This window comes from Trebonia kvetii, assembly GCF_007827045.1.
GTDB lineage: Bacteria > Actinomycetota > Actinomycetes > Streptosporangiales > Streptosporangiaceae > Trebonia > Trebonia kvetii.
In genome coordinates this window covers 1,359,201-1,373,765 of sequence record NZ_RPFW01000001.1, presented here as the reverse complement: position 1 = coordinate 1,373,765, position 14,565 = coordinate 1,359,201, and the positions used below count along the sequence as shown (strand labels likewise).

Here is a 14,565-nt window from a genome sequence, read left to right as displayed (position 1 = left end):
GCGCCACCATGCGCTAACTCAACGCATACGGAACGTGCGAACTGCGGCGGGACTGGTCAGTCGTCGGGCTGCTCGACGAGCTGTGCCAGGTAGAGCGGCTCGCCGAGCTGGGTGATCAGGCCGAGCTGCGTCTCGAGGTAGTCGATATGCTCTTCCTCGTCAGCGAGAATGTCCTCGAAGATGTTGGCGCTCGTGACGTCGCCCGTGCTGCGCATGTACTCGATGCCGCGCCGCAGCCGGTCCACCGCCTCGACCTCCACGGCCAGGTCGGCGTCCAGCATCTGGGTTATCGTCTGGCCGATGCGGAGCGGGAAGAGACGCTGGTAGTTCGGCAGCCCGTCGAGGAACAAGATGCGGTCGGTCAGCTTTTCCGCGTGCCGCATCTCGTCGTACGACTCGTGCTTAGTGTGCTTGGCGATCTTCACCCAGCCGAGGTTCTCCTGCATCTTGGCGTGCAGGAAGTACTGGTTGATCGCCGTGAGCTCGGCGGTGAGCTGCTCGTTCAGGAATTCGATCACCCGGTCGTCTCCGCGCATCTGCTCACCATAGCCCGCTACGGGCCGTTACGGTCATGACACGCTGAAGTTAAGTCACGAAGAGTAATCCGGTGAACACGATCTTCCGCGAAGGATTCAGGCGATGGCGGGCAGCCCGTGGACCGGGCATTCGGCGGACCGCTCGGCGAGCATGGCCGAGATGCGGACCCGGCACATCCCGCACAGGGTGCAGGCGCGGGTGGCCTTGGCCACCGCCTTCACCGTGGCGGCGCCCTCATCGATGGCCGCGCTTACCTCATCGGTCGTCACGGCGCGGCAGATGCACGCGTACACTACCTCGCCGCTCCTTCCGGGCCGCGTCTGGTCAGTATGGTTAGGCTACCCTAACTGACCTATCGCAGTAAAGAGGCGCAGAGAAGCATAACGGACAGCCAGCAATGAGTAACTCGGCGTGATATTCGGACGAGAGGGCCGGATGTCAGAGCGAGCCGGTGTTCGCGTCGGACAGCAGCGCGGAGATGTCCGCGCAGGCCGCGAGCACGGCAGGCTTGAGCTCGCGGACGATCCGCTGTGACGACCAGTCCTGCGCCTGGACCGCCAGGTTGACGCCCGCCAGCACGCGGCCGTCCGGGCTGGTGATCGGTGCGGCCACCGAGCGGAGTCCGTAGGCGAGCTCCTCGTCCTGCATCGCCCAGCCCTGGCCGCGGATGGCGGCGAGCTCCTCGCGCAGTTCGGCGAGTGACAGCTTCGCGTTCGGGCCCGAGTTGGCCGCGAAGGAGGCGTCGGTGATGCGGGCGGCGAGGTCTTGCTCGTCCAGGTGGGCTAGGAGGAGCTTGCCGATCGACGTGTGCACCGCGGGCAGCGTCGATCCCACCTGGATGTTGGCGGTCACCAGGTCGGAATTGCGCAGCCGGATCAGGTAGAGCACGCGGTCGCCGCTGAGCACCGCCAGGTTCACCGTCTCCCCGGTGCGGTCGCCGAGTTCCCTGAGCCTCGGCGTGGCGATGGCTACCAGGTCCAGGCTGCGCAGAGCCGCGGTGCCGAGGGTCAGCGTGCGGACCCCTGGCCGGTAGTCGCCGTTCGGCAGGTGATCGAGGTAGCCCTCGGCGGCGAGCGTCATGACCACCCGGTACACGGTCGGCATCGGCAGCTGAGCCGCCGTAGCCAGATCACTGACACGCCAGGTCGGCCGCTTCTCGTCGAACAGGGACAGGATGCGCAGCCCCTTGGCGAGCGCCTCGACCCGGTAGTCCGGGCGTTCAGCGCCTTCGGACGTTCCGGCGGCGGCCCGCGGCCCGGCAGCCCGCGGCCCAGCGGGGGAGGAGGTGGCGGTACGGCGGGGCATGGGTGCTTCCTCCTCGGTGCTCGGACCACCGACAGCTTACGTGGAGTCGGCGAAAGCGGAGCCTAGACAGCCGCGCGGCGGGTCGGCTACGGTGCTTGAAGTACGAATTTTGAAAGCCACTTTCATCATACGAGAATAAGCGACAGAAAGACAGAGGCTCATGCAGGACTGGCTCACGCTCGACCGACGGCCGACCCTGGTATTCGGAGCCGGCGGGCTCGGCGGGGCCAGTGCGCTCAGCCTCGCCGCGTGCGGCGCGCTCGTCGCGCTCGTCGACGTGAACCAGGAGAACCTCGATACGGTCGCGCGGGCGGCCAAGGAGGCCGGGCATGAGATCAGGCCGCTGCTCGCCGACCTGCGCACGGCCGACGCCTGCCGGGCCGCGGTCAGCGAGGCGGCCGGGCTCGTCGGCACGCCGCAGGTCTTCCTGCACGCCGTCGGGCGCAACGTACGCAAGCCGATTCTCGATCTCGGCGACGACGACTGGGCGGACACGGTCAACCTGAACCTGTCGTCGGCGTACTGGCTCGGCCAGGCGGTCGGCCGGCTCATGGTCGAGCAGCGGTACGGCCGGATGATCTTCGTCTCGTCGGTCTCCGGCCTGCTCGCCCACCCGCATCACGCGCCCTACGCGGCGACCAAGGGCGGGATGAACCAGCTGCTCCGGGTCATGGCGCGCGAGTGGGGCGGCTTCGGCGTCACGGTCAACGCGGTCGCACCCGGCTATATCGAGACCAGCCTGACCAGGGCCTACTTGGACAAGGACAACAACAGGCAGAGCCTCGAGGCGCTCGTGCCGGCCGAACGGCTCGGGCGGCCTGACGAGGTGGCCGACGCGGTCACGTTCCTCGCCTCCGACCGCGCGCGCTTCATCACCGGGCAGGTGCTGTACGTGGACGGCGGGCGCACCCTGGTCTGACCGCCGTGTGCGGCAGCGACCGCCGGCCGATGGGAAGGGCCAGCAACGGATATCAGCTAGCCGAGAGAAGAAAGGCGTGAGACGCGATGAGTGAGGCAGTGCGGCCGCACCCGCGGGACCTGGGCCTCGCCGAGGCACGTGCGCTGGCGCGGCGCGCGGTGGACAAGGCCGAGCAGCTTGGCCTGCGCGGCGCGATCGCCGTCGTGGGTGCGTCCGGCAGCCTGATCACGGCCTCCCGGATGGACGCGGGCGGACCAGGCGGCATGACCCGCGCCAGGTCGAAGGCCTGGATCTCCGCGACACAGCAGATACCGAGCTCGGAACACCTGCACCGGATGACGACGATCGCGCCGCCGGTGGCGACCGGGTTCGCCCAGGCCTCTCCCGAGGCGGTGTTCCCCGGCGCCGGCGGCATGGCGGTGAGCGACGGCGGCGTGGTGGTCGCGGGCATCGCGGCCTCCGGCGCGACCGTCAGCCCGTTCTTTCCCGACGGCATCGACCCGCGGGCGGTGAGCGCGGACGGCAGGCCGGCCAACCCGGAGGATCTGCTGATCGCCTACGCCCTCGGCATCCCCTACGCCGGGCAGCACGGTGATGACGGCAAGCGCTGGCAGCAGCGGTTCGGTGATCTCGTCGTCGATCCGGCCGACAGCCTCGGCATGGCCACCGCGCCGCCGGCGAGCCTGCAGGCGCAGCTCGACTGGGCCAGGGCGCTGTGCGATGCCGTCATGGCGGAGGCGCGAGCGCGTGGCGTGCGGGTCGCGGTCGCCGTGCTTGACCGCGGCGGAGACCCCATACAGCAGGATCTGATGGACGGCGCGCCGGCGGGCGGCGTGGCCATCGCGCAGGCCGCCGCCGGCGCCGCGGCGCTATTCGACTGCGAAAGCGGCGAACTCGAGTCCCGCTTCGGCCCGGTCGCCGCGCTGAGCGCGCTCGTCGTGCCGCCGGTCGCCGGCATTCCCGGCGGCCTGCCGGTCAACGACGCAGGACGGCTGGTCGCGGGCCTCGGCGTCGGTGGCGGCGATCCCGCCGTGTGCGCCGAGATCGCCAGGGCCGCACTGGCAGCCACGTGAGCCGCCACCCCGCGAGCCACCCCGCGAGCCGCCCGACGGACGGCGACGGCGACACGGTCCGCATCGCGGTCATCGGCTGCGGCGCGATCGGCAGCCTGTACGCCGCGCACCTGGCCCGTGTGCCGGGGACCGAGGTGTGGGTCGTCGACCCCTGGGCCGAGCACATGGCGGCGATAAGGGAGCACGGGCTGCGGGTCACCGGGGTCGCGGACTTCACCGCCGAGGTCAGCGCGACAACCGAAGGCCGCGATCTCCCGGCGTGTGACTTCGGCATCGTCGCGACCAAGGCGCTGCACACCAGGGCGGCCGTCGACGGCGCGCGGGCGGCCTTGGCGGACGCGGCGGTCGTGAGCGTGCAAAACGGCCTGGGCAATGAGGAGGTCATCGCCGAGGCAGTGCCGCACGTCATCAGGGGCAGCATCGTCCCGGCCGGCGCGGTGGCCGCGCCCGGCGTGGTCAGGTACGACGCGCCGGGTGACTCGTGGTTCGGTCCCTTCGAGCCGAGTCCCGCGCCGATGTGCGCGGTCGAACGGCTCGCGGGCCTGCTCACCGAGGGCGGCCTGCGCACCCACGCGCTTGCCGACGCCCGCGGTCCGCAGTGGACGAAAGTCATTTTCAACGCCGCCACCAGCCCGCTCGCCGCGCTGACCGGGCTGCCGGTCGGCCGCGTGTGCACCGATGAGGCGCTGCGCCGCCAGGTCGACGGGCTGATCGCGGAGGCGCTCGCCGTGTGCACACGTGCGGGCATCGTGCCGGTGCGGCCGCCGCATGAGGCGGTCGACGAGGCCATCGCGGAGGCATACGGCCACAAGCCGAGCATGCTCCAGGACGTGCTTGCCCGCCGGGCAACCGAGATCGACGTGCTCAATGGCGGTATCGCCGCCGAGGGGCGGCGGACCGGCGTGCCCACGCCACTGCACGACTGCATGGTGGCGCTCGTCAAGGGACTCGAGTCTTCCTGGTCGGGCTAGCGGGAGTCCGCACCGCGCGTGCCACCGAACGCGCCAGCCGCCCTGTGTCGCCAACTCGTAATCGCCGGCCGGTGGACAACCCCCTACCCGCCTCTTAACCTGAATGAAATGAAAATAGCTTTCACGGAATGAAAGTGAGGGGAACCGTGACCGCTGCCACCCCACCCTCGGCCGCCGGGGCCAGGCCCCCGCTGCTCGAGGTCAGCGGCCTGCGCGTGACCTACGGCGGCGTCGTCGCCGTCTCCGACGTGGACCTGCGGATCGCCGAGGGCACGATCTACGGGCTGATCGGCCCGAACGGCGCGGGCAAGACCTCGATGGTCGACGCACTTACCGGGTACACGCGGCCCGCCGCGGGGCGGATTGTCTTCGGCGGCCGCGAGATCGGCGGGCTGCGCCCCTACCAGCGGGCACGGCTCGGGCTCGCGCGTACCTTCCAGTCCGGTGAGCTGTTCGACGACCTGACGGTTGAGGAGAACCTGCTCGTGGCGAGCGAGCGGGTCACTCTCGGCTTGGCGCTGCGGGAGCTGGTCCTGCCGCGGCGGCCAGCCGACGGGGACCGCACCAATAGGGACAGCGTCGACTGGGCCATCTCCGTCTGCGGCCTCGAGGATGTCGCGGACCGCTACCCGGCACAGATCTCACTCGGCAGGCGCAAGCTGGTCGGCATCGCCCGCGCACTGGCCCGCCGACCTCGCCTTGTGCTGCTCGACGAGCCCGCGGCGGGTCTCGACACCACGGAAAGCCTCGAGCTCGGCCGCCGGCTGCGGACGCTGCCCGAAGAGCACGGCGTGACGGTCTTCCTCATCGATCACGACATGGGGCTCGTGCTCAGCGTGTGCGATCACCTGACGGTGCTCGACTTCGGCCGCCGGATCGCCGACGGCACCCCCGCGGTGATCCGCGAGGACCCGCGCGTCATCGAGGCGTACCTAGGAGGACAGCATGCCGGAAGCGGCGCGTAGCACCGGCGGCCAGGAGACCGCACTGGCCGTCAGCGAGCTGTCCGCGGGCTACCAGGGAATCCCTGTCGTCCGCGAGCTGAACCTGGCGGTCGGCCACGGCGAGGTCGTCGCGCTGCTCGGCCCGAACGGCGCCGGCAAGACGACGACGCTGGAAACCATCGCCGGGCTGCACCGGCCGATCTCCGGCACGATCAAGGTGTCCGGGCGCGACGTGGCGGGCACCGCGGCGCACGTCCTGGCCCGCCGTGGCATGGCGCTCGTGCCAGAGGGCCGCGCGCTGTTCCCCGGGCTCACGGTCCGGGAGCACCTGCGGCTGGCAGGCGGGCGCGGCGGCCGCGGCAGTGTCGGCGGAAACAGCAGGGCCAGCGAGCGGGAACTGCTCGAGATGCTCCCCGAACTCGCCAAGTGCCTGGACCGCAAGGCCGGCCTGCTATCCGGCGGCGAGCAGCAGATGCTGGCCGTCGGCCGGGCCCTGGTTACCCGCCCCAGCCTGCTGCTCGTCGATGAGATGAGCCTCGGGCTCGCCCCGGTCATCGTCGAGCGCCTGCTGCCCATCCTGCGCAGGGTCGCCGGCGAGCTCGGCACCAGCGTGCTGTTCGTCGAGCAGCACGTCGCGCTCGCGCTGCAGATCGCCGACCGCGCCTACATCCTCACGCACGGCCAGATCAGCCTCGAGGGACCCGCCGCGCGGCTGCGCGAGAGCCGCGAGCTGCTCGCCGCCAGCTACCTCGGCGAGACCGCCGCCTGACCACGGCCACCTGGCCACGGCACCTGACCGCGGCCACCGAACGAAGAAGACACCGTCACCAGGAAAGAAGCGGAAGTTGAGACAATATAGATGGCTAGCCGTGGCGTCGATCGCCGCGGCCGCACTGACCGCGGCAGGCTGCAGCTCGAGCAGCTCTGGCAGCCCGAGCACCACTAGCAGCGGCACGAGCGCCTCGTCGGGCTCGACCGGATCCGCGTCGGCCGCCGGCACGGCGAGCGCGGACCCGTTCGGCACGCCCAAGAAGGCGACAGGCACGCCTTACGTGTTCGGCATGATCAACGACGAGACCGGCGCGGTCACCTTCCCCGAGGCGCGCCAGGGCGCGATCGCCGCCGCCGCCTACGTGAACAATTATCTCGGCGGCATCAACGGGCACCCGATCCAGATCGACAACTGCACCGGCGACGGCACCCCGGCCACCGCGGCGCGCTGCGCCAACCAGCTAGTCGGCGACCACCCGCTCGCCATCCTCGGCGCCGCCGATGTCGGCGCGCCCGCCTCGCTGCCGATCTACCAGCACGCCGGCCTGGCGTACCTGGGCGGCATCCCGTTCACCCCGGTCCCCCAGACGGCACCGAACTCGGTGCAGTTCTGGTCGGTCAGCGTGGGCGACAACCTGGCGGCGGCCACCTACGCGGGCAAGACGCTCGGCGTCAAGAGCGTCGCGATCATCTACTTCAGCAACGCGCAGGGCGAGTCGATCCTGCCGCAGATCACCCCGGTGTTCAAGGCGGCCGGCGTGACCACGGTCAAGGACATCCCGCTGTCGCCGACCTCACCCGACCCGACCTCGCAGGCCGCCCTGGTGGAGAGCAGCGGCGTCCAGATGGTCTACGTCGACGTGCCGAACGGCTGCGGCAACGTGCTCAAGGCGCTCAAGGGCGTCGGCTTCACCGGCAAGATCATGGGCATCGACCCCTGCGGCGCGCCGCCGGTGATGCAGGCGGCGTCCGGCGGTGCGAACGGCATGTACATCGCGTCGCCGTTCGAACTGCAGAGCGGCGACAGCGCGCAGGCGAAGCTGTTCGTGGCGGCGATGCAGAAGTAGGCAGCGGCCGGGACCTTTGTGGACTCCATCTCTACGGCTGGTTTCGCCACCGTGATGAACGTGCAGCAGGTGCTCGGCACCATCAAGGCCACCCCGACCACGCAGCAGATCCTGGCGGCGTTCAAGTCGGGCACCCACGACAACTTCCTGTCGCACCCGTACACCTGCGACGGCCAGGCGCTGAAGGGCGCCACCGCGGTCTGCAACGACTACTACCTGATGAACCAGATCCAGGGCGCCAACCTGACCCAGCCCTCGGCCACCGACTGGGTGACTTCCAAGGGTTACACGCAGGGCATCGCCGGCTGATGCCCGCGACCCGGCCCGCCCGCCTGTCGCAGGCGGCGGGCGGGCCCGGGTTCCGCGGCAGGCAACGGCATCGCACACCAACGCGACGTAAACGAGACTCCATGTCCAGCTACATGCTCTTCCTGATCCTCGGCCTCGGCTCCGGCGCCACCTACGCCATCCTCGGCCAGGGCCTCGTACTCAAGTACCGCAGCGCTGGCGTGGTCGACTTCGCCCACGGCGCGGTGGCGATGTTCATCGCCTACGTCTTCATCAACCTGCGCGGCTTCGGTGAGCTCGAGCTTCCCGTAGTCCTCATACCTCATCAGATCTCACTGAACGGTGGAGCGAGTCTCCCCACCGCCCTCGCGGCTCTCATAGCGCTGGGATACGCGGCCGTGCTCGGCCTCGTCCTGTACCTGGTCGTCTACCGGCCGCTGCAGAACGCCTCGCCGCTGACCCGGGTCTGCGCCTCCGTCGGCGTGATGCTCGGCCTCGAGGCGATCGCGGTGCTCAACTTCAGCACGCAGCCCGTCGCGACCAACCCGCTCTTCCCCAGTTCGCCGCTGAAGGTGTCCGGCGTCACCTTCCCCGAGGACCGGCTGTTCTTCACCGGCGTCGTGATCGTGGTTTCCGTGGTGCTCGCGCTTGTCTACCGCTACTCCCGCTTCGGCCTGGCCACCAGGGCCGCCGCGGAGAACGGCAGGGGAGCGGCGCTCACCGGCATCTCCGCGGTCCGGGTGGCGTGCCAGAACTGGGTGATCGCCACCGTGCTGGCCGGCGCGGCGGGCATCCTGATCGCCCCGGTCGCCAATCTCGACCCGAACTCCTACACGCTGTTCGTGGTGCCCGCCCTGGCCGCCGCGCTCGTCGGGCGCTTCCAGTCGTTCTGGATCACCGCGCTCGCGGGGCTGCTCATGGGCTGCGCGCAGTCCGAGATCAACAAGCTCATCACCGTCTGGTCCTGGCTGCCGCAGCAGGGCCTGCCCGACGCGCTGCCGTTCGTCGTGATCATCGTGGTGATGGCGCTGCGGTCGCGTTCCGTGGTGGCCCGCGGCGAGGACAGCAGCGACCGCAACCCGTCCATCGGCCGGCCGCGCGCGCCGCTGCGGACGGCGGCCGCCTGCTTCGTGGCCGGCCTGATCCTGCTGTACGTCTTCGACGGCGTGCTGCGGTTCGCCTTTATCTCCTCGCTCACCGTCACCTGCGTCGCCCTGTCCGTCGTGCTCCTCACCGGCTACGTCGGCCAGGTGTCGCTCGCCCAGATGTCGCTCGCGGGCATCGGCGGCTTCATGCTCGGGCACATCTCCGCCTCCTGGGGCATCGGCTTCCCGTGGTCCCTGATCCTGGCCGGGCTGTGCGCGGTGCCCGTCGGGCTGATCATCGGCCTGCCTGCGCTGCGGCTGCGCGGCGTGAACCTGGCGGTGGTGACGCTCGGCTTCGCGGCGGCGCTGGACGCGGTGGTGTTCACCAGCTCGAGCTTCACCGGCGGCATCGGCGGCCTGCCGATCGCCGCGCCGCGGCTGCCCGGCGTGAACCTGGCGATCAGCCAGGGCAACGCATATCCCCGGGTGGCCTTCGGCGTGCTCGTCCTGGTGATCACGATCCTGCTCGGGCTGCTTGTGGCGCGGCTCCGGCTCGGTGCGACCGGGCGGATGCTGCTGGCGATCCGCTCCAATGAGCGCGCGGCGGGCTCGGTCGGCATCAATGTCGCCCAGGGCAAGCTGTTCGCGTTCGCGCTCGCCGCGTTCATTGCCGGCATCGGCGGCGCGCTGACCGGCTACATGCAGGGCGAGCTGACGGGTGACAGCTTCGCGGCGTTCACCTCGATCAGCATGCTCGCGATCGTCTTCGTCGCCGGCGTGGGGCGCATCTCGGGTGCGGTCGTCGCGGGCATCATGTTCTCCGCCGCCGGGCTCTTCGTCACCTTCCTCAATATTCATCTCAACATCGGCAAGTACCAGGCAATCGTGGCCGGCATCGCGCTCGTGCTCACCGCGGTGCAGAATCCGGACGGCCTGGCGAGCACCTCGACGGGGAGGGGTCCCGCGGTCGCGATCGAGCGGCTGTGCGACCGCGCCGCCGGGGAGTACCGCAAGCGGTTCCGGCCGTCCGATGAGTCACGGCCGGCGGCCTCACCAAACGGAAGCCCGCCAATCAAGAATCGAATCATTTAGTTTCCTAATTAGGCATTGACCATCGTGTAAGCCGGAGATAGCTTCGTGGGTTGCGTGCCCCGAAGTGGCGCGCGGTTCCAAGAGGCCCTCAGTGCTGAGAGGAATACTCATGGACGGAGCTACCGGACAGGCGCCAGCCGCGAACCGGGGCAAGGGAAGACGCAGGCGACGCGGGCTGCTGCTGTCGGGCGCTGCCGCCATCGGGCTGACCGTGGCGTGCACGGCGGGAACGGCCGCCGTCACGCCGGCCGCGAACGCGGTCGTGACGGTCACCGCCACGCACACCCACCCCTGGCTGAACCCGCACCAGAACCCGGATAACCAGGCACGCGAACTGCTCGCCCAGATGACGCTGGCGCAGAAGTTCCAGCTGGTTGACGGCACCGGCTTCGCGTTCAACGCGGGATACGCCGGCCACATCCAGGGCATTCCCGCGCTTGGCATCCCGGACCTGTACCTGGCGGACGGGGCGATGGGCGTCGGGAACGGCAGCACGGGCGTCACCCTGTTCCCTGATGCGACCAACAGCGCGGCCACCTGGGACCCGGCCACGGTTTACACCCTGGGCAGCGCGGACGGCACCGAGCAGGCGGCGAAGGGACACCAGATCTCGCTCGCCCCGAACATCAACATCCTGCGCACGCCGTACGGCGGGCGGGCCTTCGAAGGGTACGGCGAGGACCCCTACCTCGCCTCGCAGATCGTCGCCGCGAACGTCAAGGGCGTGCAGAGCGCGGGCGTGATCGCCACCCCGAAGCACTACGTCGCCAACGACCAGGAGACGCTGCGCAACTCGATCGACACGCTGGTGTCCCAGCGGGCGCTCGCGGAGATCTACGACCCGGCGTTCCAGGCGGCCTCCGATGCCGGCGCGGGCGCGGTGATGTGCTCCTACAACAAGATCAACGGCGCCTACGCGTGCGAGAACAGCCAGACCATCGCGGGGACGCTGAAGACCGTCATGAAGTTCAAGGGCTTCGTGATGAGCGACTGGTTCGCGACGCACAGCACGGTCCCGTCGGTCGACGCGGGCCTGGACATGCAGATGCCGGGCGGCACCCTGGCCGGCCCCGACTATTACAGTCCGGCTGCCCTGCAGGCCGCCCTCACCGCCGGAGACATCACGCAGGCCCAGATCGACGACATGGTGTTCCGCATCCTGCGGTCATTGTTCGCGGTCGGCATCTTCGACCGCAGCTACCCCAGCCCGGCCGATGTGGCAAGCGCCGATGTCAGCACCCCGGCCGACAACCAGGCGGCGCTGACCGCTGCCGAGCAGGGCACGGTGCTGCTCAAGAACAACGGCGGCGTGCTGCCGTTCGGCAAGCGGGACAAGTCCATCGCGGTCATCGGCAACGACGCGGGCGCCGGCGCGATGTACGGCGGCGGCGGGTCCGCCGCGGTCAACCCGACCAGCCCGGTCACCCCGCTGGCCGGCATCACCAGCCGCGCGCAGCAGGCCGGCGACACCGTCAGCTACGCGCAGGGCAACGCGAACTACCAGGCGCTGTCCGCGCTGCCCGCCGCGGACTTCACCCCGACGACGGGCACCGGCCCCGGCTGGACCGCGACCTACTACGCGGGCAGCACCGCCAGCGGAACCCCGCTCGGCTCCGAGGTCGTCACCAGCCTCAACATCACCGGCATCCCCGCCATCGTGACGAACGCCGGCGTGCCCGCCTGGTCGGTGAAGTACACCGCCACCATGACGCCGGACGCCACCGGCACCGCCCTGTTCGGGCTGAGCGCGGGCGGCAGCGCCAGCCTCACGATCGGCGGCAAGCAGGTGGTCAGCTACGGCCCGGGCACCGGGTCCACCTTCACCGGCCTGGCCGGCCTCACCGCGGGCGCCGCGGTTCCGTTCGAGCTGGACGCGACCGGGCTGAGCGCGAGCGCGGGCGGCGGGTTCTTCGGCCCGCCGACTGTGGTCGCGCTGACCTGGGCGCCGCAGGAGAACCTGAAGTGGCAGGCGGCCGCCAGCGCCGCCCGCGGCTCCGACGTCGCGGTGGTCTTCGCTAGCAACTTCTCCTCCGAGGGCAGCGACCTGCAGACGCTGGAGCTGCCCGGCGACCAGGACCAGCTGATCGCGGCGGTCGCGGCGGCCAACCCGCGCACGATCGTGGTGCTCAACACCAGCGGCCCGGCCTACATGCCGTGGCTGCACCAGGTCGCGGGCGTGTTCGAGGCCTGGTACCCCGGCCAGCAGGACGGCAACGCCATCGCCGCGCTGCTCTACGGCGACGCCAGCCCCGCAGGCCACCTGCCCGAGACGTTCCCCGCCAGTCCCGGCCAGGGCGTCGCGCACGGCGGCACCGTCTTGACGCCGAACCTCCAGTTCCCCGGCAACGGCACCAGCGTCGCCTACACCGAGGGCATCGACGTCGGCTACCGCTACTACGACGTGAACCACCAGACGCCGCTGTTCCCGTTCGGGTACGGCCTGTCCTACACCACCTTCGGCTACAGCAACCTGCACGTGCACGCCGACGCGCACGGCGCGACCGCCGACGTCACCATCACCAACACCGGACGCGTCTCCGGGTCCGAGGTCGCCCAGCTGTACCTCTCCGACCCGGCCGCCGCCGGCGAGCCGCCCTACCAGCTCAAGGGCTTCCAGAAGGTCACCCTCGCCCCCGGCCACAGCCAGCGGATCCACTTCCAGCTCACCAGCCAGGACCTCAGCTACTACCAGACCGCCTCCAGCAGCTGGACGGTCGCTCCCGGCCAGTACCGGGTCAGCATCGGCAGCAACGAGCGCGACCTCGCTCTCAGCGCGCCGTTCTCCGCCCACTGACCACGGCAACACCGTGCCGGGTCGTCCGCACCGGACGGCCCGGCACGCCCCCACCCGGCGAAGCGCACGCGATCACTGGGCCGCCCGCACCCGGCGACGTGCCGCCGCGGTCACCGCCCCCGCCACTCCCGCTCATCCCTGTGCGGTCACCGCGCCGCGGGCCGCCCCCGCCACTCCCGCTCATCCCTGTGCGGTCACCGCGCCGCGGGCCGCCCCCGCCATCCCGGGTATCCCGGTGGGGGTCACGCGGAGCCACAACCCGTTCGGGAAAATAAGGAGAAGATCCGGAACGGATCCGGCTGACTGTCCGTCCGCCCGGGTCTCGCCTTGTCGTCAGGGCCCGCACGGACGGTGCGTCCGGACGATGAACTGGTCCGGCCAGTCCTCGTCGGCGTGGTTTTCGTCGTTGTCCACGACCAGGTCGGCCCGGCCAGCCGTATTCGCGGTCGCCTGGAGCGCGGTCTCCTGGCGGGCCCAGTGCTCCGCGAACGGAGAGTAGGCGGGCCAGTCCGACCGCAGCTCGAGCCGCCGCCGCCGCTCGCCGGCCGGCGCGTCCAGCCAGATCAGGTAGGAGAGCAGGCCGCCCGCGGGCGGAACGCCCGCGCAGCACCCCTCGGCGATGAGCAGGTCGCCCGGCGGGAGGTCCACCCAGTCCGACAGGCGCCCGGCCAGCCAGTCGTAGCGCCGGTAGCGGCCGGGACGGCCCGCGGCGAGCGGCCGGAGCACCCCGTCGGCGAGCAGGCCCGGTGCCCGCGCCAGTGCGTCCCAGCCGGGAACCAGATCGTCGACGGAGAGCACGGGGGCACCCAGCTCGGCGGCCAGCCGGCGGGCGAATGAGGACTTGCCCGACCCGGACAGGCCGTCGATGCCGACCACCCGGCAGCGCCGCCCGGCCAGCGGCCGCGGGCTCGCCGGATCCGACAGGTCCACGGCCCGGTCGTCGAGCGTGCGGATCCGCGCCGCAAGTTCCTTGAACATCATCGCGGTGAGCCTACCCGGGCGCGCGCCGCCGCTCCGCTACGGGAGAATTGCCTGGCTAGCCGATGAGCCAAACCGACGGGAGAGCCATGGAACTGACCAAGCACGCCCACGCCTGCGTGACCCTGGACAAGGCGGGCGGCCACCTCGTCGTGGACCCGGGCACCTTCGCGAGCAACGCGGCCGAGCTGCTTGCCGACACGAGCACGGTGCTCATCACCCATGAGCACTTCGACCACTTCGACGAGGCGGCGATCACGGCGGCGCTCGACGCACGGCCTGAACTGCGAGTCTTCGGCCCCGCCGCGGTGACCGGCCGCTGGCCCGGCCGGGAGAGCCAGGTCACCGCCGTGGCGCCGGGCGACCGGTTCGAGGCCGAGGGCTTCGAGATCGCCGTGTTCGGCGGTACCCACGCCCTCGTGCACGCGGACATCCCGCGGATAGCCAACGTGGGGTACCTGATCGACGGGGCCGTGTACCACCCGGGTGACTCCTACGAGGTTCCGCCCGCCGTCGTGCACACCCTGCTGCTGCCGACGAGCGGCCCGTGGACCAAGATGGCGGAGGCCGTCGACTTCGTGCGCGCGGTCCGCCCCGAGACGCTGGTGCAGATCCACGACATCATGCTCAGCGAGATCGGCCAGCAGGCCGCGGCGATGTTCCTCAGCCCGCAGATGCTGACCGAGGTCGCGCTGACGATCGTGCCCGTCGGCGAGACGATCAGCCTGTAACTGGCCTACT

The 14,565-nt window shown here is 70.6% G+C and carries 14 protein-coding genes; 10 read left to right on the top strand and 4 right to left on the bottom strand.

Annotated elements, in window-relative coordinates; all coding sequences use genetic code 11:
• Window positions 1-56: 56 nt before the first annotated feature.
• The 3 genes from bfr to EAS64_RS06285 form a co-directional block, all read right to left on the bottom strand.
• Window positions 57-536 (bottom strand): bacterioferritin, encoded by a 480-nt coding sequence (bfr, locus tag EAS64_RS06295; protein ID WP_145851696.1) that lies wholly within the window; start codon window positions 534-536, stop codon window positions 57-59.
• A 96-nt stretch (window positions 537-632) separates the two neighbouring features.
• Window positions 633-830 carry a (2Fe-2S)-binding protein gene (locus tag EAS64_RS06290; RefSeq protein WP_145851695.1) on the bottom strand — a complete coding sequence of 66 codons (198 nt, stop codon included), beginning with the start codon at window positions 828-830 and terminating at the stop codon, window positions 633-635.
• 145 nt (window positions 831-975) lie between these two features.
• Window positions 976-1,842, bottom strand: a complete 867-nt coding sequence (locus EAS64_RS06285) for an IclR family transcriptional regulator (protein WP_145851694.1) — start codon at window positions 1,840-1,842, stop codon at window positions 976-978.
• A 160-nt stretch (window positions 1,843-2,002) separates the two neighbouring features.
• Here EAS64_RS06285 and EAS64_RS06280 point away from each other — a divergent pair, with 160 nt between their 5' ends.
• The 9 genes from EAS64_RS06280 (at window position 2,003) to EAS64_RS06240 (ending at window position 12,846) form a co-directional block, all read left to right on the top strand.
• Window positions 2,003-2,761, top strand: coding sequence for an SDR family NAD(P)-dependent oxidoreductase (locus tag EAS64_RS06280; protein ID WP_145851693.1), 759 nt, complete (start codon window positions 2,003-2,005; stop codon window positions 2,759-2,761).
• 86 nt (window positions 2,762-2,847) lie between these two features.
• The gene (locus tag EAS64_RS06275) at window positions 2,848-3,834 is read left to right on the top strand and encodes a heme-binding protein (protein WP_145851692.1); all 987 of its coding nucleotides are present in this window, start codon (window positions 2,848-2,850) and stop codon (window positions 3,832-3,834) included.
• On the top strand, window positions 3,831-4,805 hold the full coding sequence (locus tag EAS64_RS06270; RefSeq protein ID WP_187365717.1) for a ketopantoate reductase family protein: 975 nt from the start codon (window positions 3,831-3,833) through the stop codon (window positions 4,803-4,805). Before EAS64_RS06275 ends, EAS64_RS06270 begins: the two co-directional genes overlap by 4 nt.
• A gap of 128 nt (window positions 4,806-4,933) precedes the next feature.
• Window positions 4,934-5,770, top strand: a complete 837-nt coding sequence (locus tag EAS64_RS06265) for an ABC transporter ATP-binding protein (protein ID WP_145851690.1) — start codon at window positions 4,934-4,936, stop codon at window positions 5,768-5,770.
• Window positions 5,751-6,518, top strand: a complete 768-nt coding sequence (locus EAS64_RS06260; protein WP_145851689.1) for an ABC transporter ATP-binding protein — start codon at window positions 5,751-5,753, stop codon at window positions 6,516-6,518. The genes EAS64_RS06265 and EAS64_RS06260 overlap by 20 nt, the downstream gene beginning before the upstream one ends.
• Before the next feature lie 100 nt (window positions 6,519-6,618).
• Window positions 6,619-7,587 (top strand): ABC transporter substrate-binding protein, encoded by a 969-nt coding sequence (locus tag EAS64_RS06255; RefSeq protein WP_145851688.1) that lies wholly within the window; start codon window positions 6,619-6,621, stop codon window positions 7,585-7,587.
• Window positions 7,588-7,605: 18 nt separating this feature from the next.
• Entirely contained in the window at window positions 7,606-7,896 is a 291-nt protein-coding gene (locus tag EAS64_RS06250) for a hypothetical protein (protein WP_145851687.1), read from the top strand.
• A 101-nt stretch (window positions 7,897-7,997) separates the two neighbouring features.
• Window positions 7,998-10,052, top strand: coding sequence for a branched-chain amino acid ABC transporter permease (locus tag EAS64_RS06245; RefSeq protein WP_187365716.1), 2,055 nt, complete (start codon window positions 7,998-8,000; stop codon window positions 10,050-10,052).
• 109 nt (window positions 10,053-10,161) lie between these two features.
• Window positions 10,162-12,846 (top strand): beta-glucosidase, encoded by a 2,685-nt coding sequence (locus EAS64_RS06240; protein WP_145851685.1) that lies wholly within the window; start codon window positions 10,162-10,164, stop codon window positions 12,844-12,846.
• A gap of 333 nt (window positions 12,847-13,179) precedes the next feature.
• On the opposite strand, the gene EAS64_RS06235 is transcribed toward EAS64_RS06240, so the two are convergent.
• Window positions 13,180-13,827 carry a uridine kinase family protein gene (locus EAS64_RS06235; RefSeq protein ID WP_187365715.1) on the bottom strand — a complete coding sequence of 216 codons (648 nt, stop codon included), beginning with the start codon at window positions 13,825-13,827 and terminating at the stop codon, window positions 13,180-13,182.
• 86 nt (window positions 13,828-13,913) lie between these two features.
• On the opposite strand from EAS64_RS06235, the gene EAS64_RS06230 reads away from it, so the two are divergent.
• Entirely contained in the window at window positions 13,914-14,555 is a 642-nt protein-coding gene (locus tag EAS64_RS06230) for an MBL fold metallo-hydrolase (protein ID WP_145851684.1), read from the top strand.
• The last annotated feature ends 10 nt before the right edge of the window (window positions 14,556-14,565 follow it).

What these genes read in the sequence shown, in the direction of transcription:
- EAS64_RS06230 (WP_145851684.1), top strand. Translation starts at nt 13,914, where the DNA reads ATGGAACTGACCAAGCACGCCCACGCCTGCGTGACCCTGGACAAGGCG.
- EAS64_RS06235 (WP_187365715.1), bottom strand. Translation starts at nt 13,827, where the DNA reads ATGATGTTCAAGGAACTTGCGGCGCGGATCCGCACGCTCGACGACCGG.
- EAS64_RS06275 (WP_145851692.1), top strand. Translation starts at nt 2,848, where the DNA reads ATGAGTGAGGCAGTGCGGCCGCACCCGCGGGACCTGGGCCTCGCCGAG.
- EAS64_RS06240 (WP_145851685.1), top strand. Translation starts at nt 10,162, where the DNA reads ATGGACGGAGCTACCGGACAGGCGCCAGCCGCGAACCGGGGCAAGGGA.
- EAS64_RS06260 (WP_145851689.1), top strand. Translation starts at nt 5,751, where the DNA reads ATGCCGGAAGCGGCGCGTAGCACCGGCGGCCAGGAGACCGCACTGGCC.
- EAS64_RS06280 (WP_145851693.1), top strand. Translation starts at nt 2,003, where the DNA reads ATGCAGGACTGGCTCACGCTCGACCGACGGCCGACCCTGGTATTCGGA.
- EAS64_RS06285 (WP_145851694.1), bottom strand. Translation starts at nt 1,842, where the DNA reads ATGCCCCGCCGTACCGCCACCTCCTCCCCCGCTGGGCCGCGGGCTGCC.
- EAS64_RS06245 (WP_187365716.1), top strand. Translation starts at nt 7,998, where the DNA reads ATGTCCAGCTACATGCTCTTCCTGATCCTCGGCCTCGGCTCCGGCGCC.
- EAS64_RS06265 (WP_145851690.1), top strand. Translation starts at nt 4,934, where the DNA reads ATGAAAGTGAGGGGAACCGTGACCGCTGCCACCCCACCCTCGGCCGCC.
- bfr (WP_145851696.1), bottom strand. Translation starts at nt 536, where the DNA reads ATGCGCGGAGACGACCGGGTGATCGAATTCCTGAACGAGCAGCTCACC.